Origin of the sequence: Streptomyces sp. SID5785, assembly GCF_009870065.1 — a bacterium.
Lineage (GTDB): Bacteria > Actinomycetota > Actinomycetes > Streptomycetales > Streptomycetaceae > Streptomyces.
This window is the reverse complement of record NZ_WWIA01000573.1, coordinates 1-6326: the sequence shown is the minus strand read 5'-3', so window position 1 is coordinate 6326 and position 6326 is coordinate 1. Positions and strand designations below refer to the sequence as shown.

Sequence of the window (6326 nt, the reverse complement as noted above, 5' to 3'; positions counted from 1 at the left end):
GCCCTTGCCGCCGAGCATGGTGGCCTGGACGGCGTCGGAGATGGCCTTGTAGACGACCGGGGGGTAGCGCGGCTCGGCCCGGCCGCCGGGGAAGATCTCGTCCTTGAACTTCTTCATGGCCCAGGAGTCGTAGCCGCCCTTCTCCGTCGCCTTCTCGAGCGCGGACCTGCGGGGCGACACGTCGGACTTGACGTCGGTGCACCACGAGACGGTGCGGCCGATGGACTGCTCGTTCATGCGGCCGAGCGCCCAGCCGCAGAACTCGGCCGCCGCGTCGGGGCGGGCGCTCTGCGTGCTGGCGCAGAAGGACCAGCCGCCGAGCGAGGTGGTGTACCGGCCGCCGGGTGGCGTGGGGAGCCGGAAGACGCCGTACTCGTGGTCGGGTGCGGCCACCTTGAAGGTCGAGACCATCCAGATGCCGCTCTGCCACATGCCGGCCTGGTTCGCCTTGAACGCGCTCAACTGGTCGCCGGCCGCCGGTTTGGTGCGCGGCGAGATGCCGTGGCGGATCGCGTCCTGCCACAGGCCGAGCGCCTGGCGGGTGGCCTTCGAGTCGAACGCGACGTCGCCGTTCCTGTCTACGACCTCGCCGCCGCCCTGCCACATCCAGCAGTACCAGGTGAAGTTCTGGTAGTAGCCGGGGTCGGTCTCGAGGACGAGGCCCGCGCCGCCGCCCTTGGCGCGCAGCTTGTCTCCGACGTCCAGGAGCTGGTCCCAGTCGGCCGGGATGTCGCCCTCGGACAGGCCCGCCTTCTCCCAGTTGGGGACGTTGTAGAAGATGGCCAGCGGTTCGACCTCCATCGGCAGGGCGTAGACCTTGCCGTCGACCGTCCGGCTGGTGAGCGCCGCGCCGTAGTCGGCCACCACTCCCTCGTCCAGGTGCGGGGTGAGGTCGGCGAGGATGCCGCCGTTCTGGTAGCGCAGGAAGTCGCCGGGGCTGAGCAGGAAGATGTCGGGGCCCGCGCCTGAGGCGAAGGCGGTGACCATCTTCGAGCCCTGGTAGCTGATGCCCGGGACGAAGAAGGGCTCGACCTGCACGTCGTGGGTGTCGTTCCAGTCCTTGATCAGGCTGTCGAACCACTTGGCCTGGCCGCGCATGGCCGGGTCGGACGAGTGCGAGTCGTAGAAGTGCCAGAACGTGAGCCGGCGGCCGTCGGCCTGCGCCGGCCCGCCGCAGCCGGTGAGCAGCGGGGTCGCGGCGGCGGTGGCCGCGAGGCCCGCTGCCCCGCCGAGGAAGCGGCGCCGGGATCCGTACGGGGACATGCCGGTCCTCCTTGTCGGTACGGGTTCGGTTGGGGGTGTGGTCGGTCGGACGTCAGTCGACTTCGAGGTCGAGCAGTCCGGGAGTCGGAGGCCTGCCCTCGGTGCGCGGTGCGTCGAGGTAGAAGAAGGCGGTGGAGGCGATGTCGTCGTGCGTGGGCCGGTAGCGGTGGGGGAGGCCGTTGCCCTGTCCCGGACCGATGCCGAGCGACTGCACGGTGACCCGCAGGTCCGTGGCGAACCGGACGGGGTCGGGGACGTGCCACCGGTACATCCCGAAACGCTGCTGACTGGCGTACAGCCCGTCGGGGCCGATGATCTGGGGGAGGCCCAGGTACGGGGTGGTGTAGGCGGTGTAGCCGGTGCCCGGCACGTCGAAGTTCCAGGCGCCGCCGAAGTAGTCCTCGGTGCCGGTGCCGCAGATCGTGGGGAACTCCGTGTCCCCGTCGAGGAAGAACTTCAGCTCGCCCTCGCCCCACCAGCCGGGGCTGTTCACACCCCAGGCCAGGTAGGTGCCGACGTAGTGGCCCGCTCCCCGGACGCCGTCCAGGAGCGTGTGGTCGCTGCCCGCGGAGACGGGGTTCGAGCGCCGCCAGTGCGCGTGCAGGTAGCTGGACTCCTCGGCGACCGGGCCGAGTTCGTGGTCCACCTGGTAGTAGAGGGTGATCTGCTCCGCCGAGAGGTTCTCCAGGGTGATGCGGGCGCGGCGGCGGAAGGGCATCGGCCAGTAGCAGTTGAAGCCGCCGTTGGGGTTGGCGGCGACCATCGCGGAGGAGACCTGGGCGAAGCGGTTCCAGCCGTGGCAGAAGAAGTCGCCGAGCGGCACCTCGACCGCGGGCTCCTCCTCGTCCTCCCAGTGGATGCGCAGCAGGGACGCGCGCCAGGCGGCGTGCGGGGCCGTGGTGCACCACACGTGCCGCAGTGTGCCCGGGCCCTCGATGTCGGCGAGTTCCGCGGTGGCCCCCGGTGCGATGTCGATGCTCGGCGAGATCTTCCAGCCGCGGCCGAGCCGGCTCGCGGCGCGGGCCCCGGTGCCCTCGGTGGCCCGTCCGCCGGCGCCCTTGGCGCCGGTGAAGTTCTCCGCGCTGATCGACCTGCTCACCCCCTCGGTGCGGAGGGACAGGGCGTCGAATCCGGGCATCGTCACGTGTACTCCTGAAATCGATTTCAGATGGCCGAGCGTGAGAAAGTGCCGTTATTTACCGGGGTTGTCGGGAGATGGATCCAGCCGATGGCGGTCCTCTGTCGAGGACTCCTTGAAATCCATTTCACGCGAACGTAGGGTTCTGGTCAGGACGTGTCAAGGGTGCGGGAAGCAACGTCCGGCACCGGTGGAGGAGTTGAGGCGGGCCCGTGACGACGATTCAGGACGTGGCCCGCGCGGCGGGTGTCTCCCCCGCCACGGTGTCCCGGGTGTTCAACGGGGAGCGGGTGACCGCCGAGCGCGCCGAGCGGGTCCGCCGCACCGCCGCCGAACTGGGCTACGCGCCCAACCGGGTCGCGCGCTCCCTGCGTAAACAGCAGGCCAGCGTCATCGGCCTGATCATCCCCGACATCGAGAACCCGTTCTTCACGGCGCTCGCCCGCGGCGTCGAGGACACGGCCCAGGAGACCAACCTCTCCGTCGTGCTGTGCAATTCGGACGAGGACGTGGCCAAGGAGACGCGCTACCTGTCGATAGCGGCGGCCGAGCAGATGGCGGGCGTGATCATCGCGGCCGCGTCCCGCAACCGCACGGACCTCTCGCTCGTACGGGACCGCGGCATGCCGGTGGTCGCCGTGGACCGCCTGCCGCGCGGCGCGGACGTGGACGCGGTGATGGTCGACAACCAGCACGGTGGCGAGGAGGCGACGGCCCACCTGCTCGCGGCGGGATACCGCAGGGTGGCCTGCATCGCGGGGCCCGAGGGCGCCTCGACGTCGGAGGAGCGGCTCGCGGGATACCGCTCGGTGATGGCCGACCACCGCCGCGAGACGGGCGAGCCCGCGCCCCCGGCCGGGTACGTGCAGCACGGGGACTTCCGGGTGGAGGGCGGCCGTGCGGCGATGGCCGCACTCCTTGCCCTGCCGGACCCGCCCGACGCGGTGTTCGTCGCGAACAACCTGATGACGGTGGGTGCGTTGCAGGCCCTGCGCGACGCGGGCCTCGAACCCCCGTCGACCGGCGTCCTCTCCTTCGGTGACGTGCCGTGGGCGTCGCTGCTGCGCCCTTCACTCAGCGCGGTGGACCTGCCGGCGTACGACCTCGGACGGACCGCAGCCGCCCTGTTGCAGGAACGGATCGCGGGGTCGCGGATCCCCGCGCGCAGCGTGGTGCTGCGCACGTCCTTGCAGCGGCGGGAGTCGACGCGTCGGGGCGGGGGGTTCTGACGGCATGCACCCATGCATGTGAGCTGAATCACAAGGCGGGCCGGGAACGCGTCGGCCGGCTCGTCCGACTACCGGCACACATCCGCGCGCATCCAAGCCCCTCGACGGCACCGGGCGCAGGAAGCGCGGTGGCCGGCACAGACGGGAGACGCAGTGACTCAGCACCATCGCGGCGGGCAGGCCTCCGCGCCACCCCTCTCCGAGCTCTCCGGTGGCCGCCCCGCGCCCCGGTGGCTCCCCGCCCCTGTGGTCATCGGGTTCGTGGCGCTGCTCCTCGCGATGTTCGCAGCCTCCTACGCCGTCGGGCACCTGGTCGGGCCGGTCGCTCCGGGGATGCGCGGGACCAGCACCGGTGACGGGACGGACGGGGGCCCGCGTCCCGGCGGCGCGGGCGGCATGGACATGGACCACGGAAGCGGCGGCTGATGGCCACCGCACCGGCACCCGCCCCGCTCGTCACGGACATCGCGGTCGGCGGCATGACGTGTGCCGCCTGTGTCCGGCGGGTCGAGAAGAAGCTGGCCCGACTCGAAGGAGTCGTGGCGCGTGTGAACCTCGCGACCGGCACCGCCCGGGTCAGTCACCCCGCGTCCGTCACCCCGCAGGAGCTCACCACCGCAGTCGAGCGGGCGGGATACACGGCCCGGCTGCCGGCCGACGCGGGACGTGCCGTCGCACGTGACGGGGAGGGCGACGAGGAGTCGGACGCGGACCGCGCCGAGCAGGAGAGGCTGCTCCTGGTCGCGCTCCTCGCCGTACCGGTGCTCGTCCTGTCGATGGTCCCCGGCCTGCAGTTCCGCAACTGGCAGTGGCTCTGCTACCTGCTCGCTGCGCCGGTCGCGCTCTGGGGCGCCTGGCCCTTCCATGCACGGGCGCTGCGCGGGGCGCGGCACGGGGCGGCGACCATGGACACGCTCGTGTCGCTCGGGGTGATGGCGTCGTTCACCTGGTCGGTGTACGCGCTGTTCCTCGGCGGAGCGGGCCTGCCGGGGATGCGGATGCCGTTCACGCTGGTTCCGTCTCCCGCCGACGGGGCGGCCCACCTGTACCTGGAGGCGGCGGTCGGAGTCCCGCTGTTCGTGCTCGCCGGCAGGTACCTGGAGGCCCGGGCGCGCCGGGGGACCGGTGCCGCCCTCACGTCCCTGGCGAGGCTCGCGGTGAAGGACGTGGCGGTCAGGCGGGGCCGGCACGAACGGCTCGTCCCCATCGAGGAGTTGGCCGTCGGCGATGTCTTCCTCGTCCGCCCGGGGGAGCGGGTCGCCACCGACGGGGTCGTCGCGGAAGGGAACTCGGCGGTCGACCAGGCGCTGGTCACGGGCGAGAGCGAGCCGGTCGAGGCGGGCCCCGGGGACACCGTGGTGGGAGGCGCGGTCAACGCGGGCGGCCTGCTGCTCGTACGGGCCACCGCCGTCGGCGCCCGGACGCAACTCGCGCGGATCACCCGCATGGTGACGGAGGCTCAGGCGGGCAAGGCCCGTGCCCAGCGGCTGGCGGACGCGGTGGCCGGGGTGTTCGTCCCGGTCGTACTGGCGCTCGCCGTGACCACGCTCGGCTTCTGGCTCGGCGCGGGCGCGGAGGCCCAGGCCGCCGTCACCGCGTGTGTCGCGGTACTGGTGGTGGCCTGCCCCTGCGCCTTGGGCCTGGCCACGCCGACGGCACTGATGGCCGCGACCGGGCGAGGGGCGCAACTGGGCGTACTGGTGACAGGACCCCAGGCCCTCGAGGGATTGCAGCATGTCGACACCGTGGTCCTCGACAAGACCGGCACCCTCACGTCGGGGCGGATGAGTGTCGCGCGGGTCCATGTATGCGCCGACGGCATGGCCGAGGGCGAGGTGCTGCGGCTGGCGGGGGCCGTGGAGGACGCGTCCGAGCATCCCCTGGGGCGGGCGATCGCCGTGCACGCCGTGCGCACGCTGAAGGACCACGTGCTGCCGCCCGTCCGGGGATTCACCGCGCTGCCGGGCACGGGAGTGAGCGGGTGGGTGGAGGATCGGCTGGTCGAGGTGGGTGCCGTCTCGGAGGACGTGCCGGACGCGCTCGCGGGTGCGTTGCGGGCCGCCGAGGAATCCGCGCACACGGCGGTGCGGGTGCGCGTCGACGGCAGGGTCGTGGCGCTCTTCGCGGTCGGAGACGTGATCAGCCCGGGCAGCTACCGGGCCGTCGACCGGCTGCGCCGGCTGGGCGTGCACCCGGTCCTGGCCACCGGCGACCGGGAGGCGCCGGCCCGCGCGGTCGCCGCCGAACTGAGCATCGAGACCGTGCACGCGGCCTGTTCGCCCGAGGGCAAGGCGGCCCTGGTGACGGCGCTCAGATCCGCAGGGCACCGGGTCGCCGTCGTCGGCGACGGCATCAACGACGCGGCCGCCCTCGCCTCGGCCGACCTGGGGATCGCCATGGGTACGGGCACCGACGCGGCGATCGGCGCCGCCGACGTCACGCTGGTCCGCGGCGAGATCGACGCCCTGGCCGACGCGGTGCGGCTGTCCCGCGCGGCCTTGCGGACGATCCGCGTCAACCTCGTCTGGGCCTTCGGCTACAACGTCGTCACCGTGCCCCTGGCCATGGTGGGGCTGCTCAACCCGATGCTCGCCGCCGCGGCCATGTCGCTCAGCTCGGTCCTCGTCGTGGCGAACAGTCTGCGCCTGCGCACCTGGCAGCCCGCTCCCGCCCGTGCCGCCCGGCCCGGGCACCGG

General features: G+C 72.6%; 5 protein-coding genes. 3 read left to right on the top strand and 2 right to left on the bottom strand.

Annotation, left to right across the window (positions count from 1 at the left end; all coding sequences use genetic code 11):
* Positions 1 to 1263: sugar ABC transporter substrate-binding protein (locus GTW43_RS18640; protein ID WP_161303156.1), on the bottom strand; the 1263-nt coding region annotated here is incomplete at its 3' end.
* A 52-nt stretch (positions 1264 to 1315) separates the two neighbouring features.
* Positions 1316 to 2401: a glycoside hydrolase family 172 protein gene (locus tag GTW43_RS18635; protein WP_202501626.1), complete on the bottom strand. Its 1086-nt coding sequence runs from the start codon at positions 2399 to 2401 to the stop codon at positions 1316 to 1318.
* Positions 2402 to 2613: 212 nt separating this feature from the next.
* Between GTW43_RS18635 and GTW43_RS18630 the strand changes: the two genes are divergently transcribed.
* The 3 genes from GTW43_RS18630 to GTW43_RS18620 form a co-directional block, all read left to right on the top strand.
* Positions 2614 to 3630 (top strand): LacI family DNA-binding transcriptional regulator, encoded by a 1017-nt coding sequence (locus tag GTW43_RS18630; protein WP_161303152.1) that lies wholly within the window; start codon positions 2614 to 2616, stop codon positions 3628 to 3630.
* A 153-nt stretch (positions 3631 to 3783) separates the two neighbouring features.
* The gene (locus GTW43_RS18625) at positions 3784 to 4056 is read left to right on the top strand and encodes a hypothetical protein (RefSeq protein WP_202501627.1); all 273 of its coding nucleotides are present in this window, start codon (positions 3784 to 3786) and stop codon (positions 4054 to 4056) included.
* The coding region (locus GTW43_RS18620; RefSeq protein WP_161303151.1) for a heavy metal translocating P-type ATPase at positions 4056 to 6326 on the top strand (2271 nt) is incomplete at its 3' end. The genes GTW43_RS18625 and GTW43_RS18620, both read left to right, overlap by 1 nt.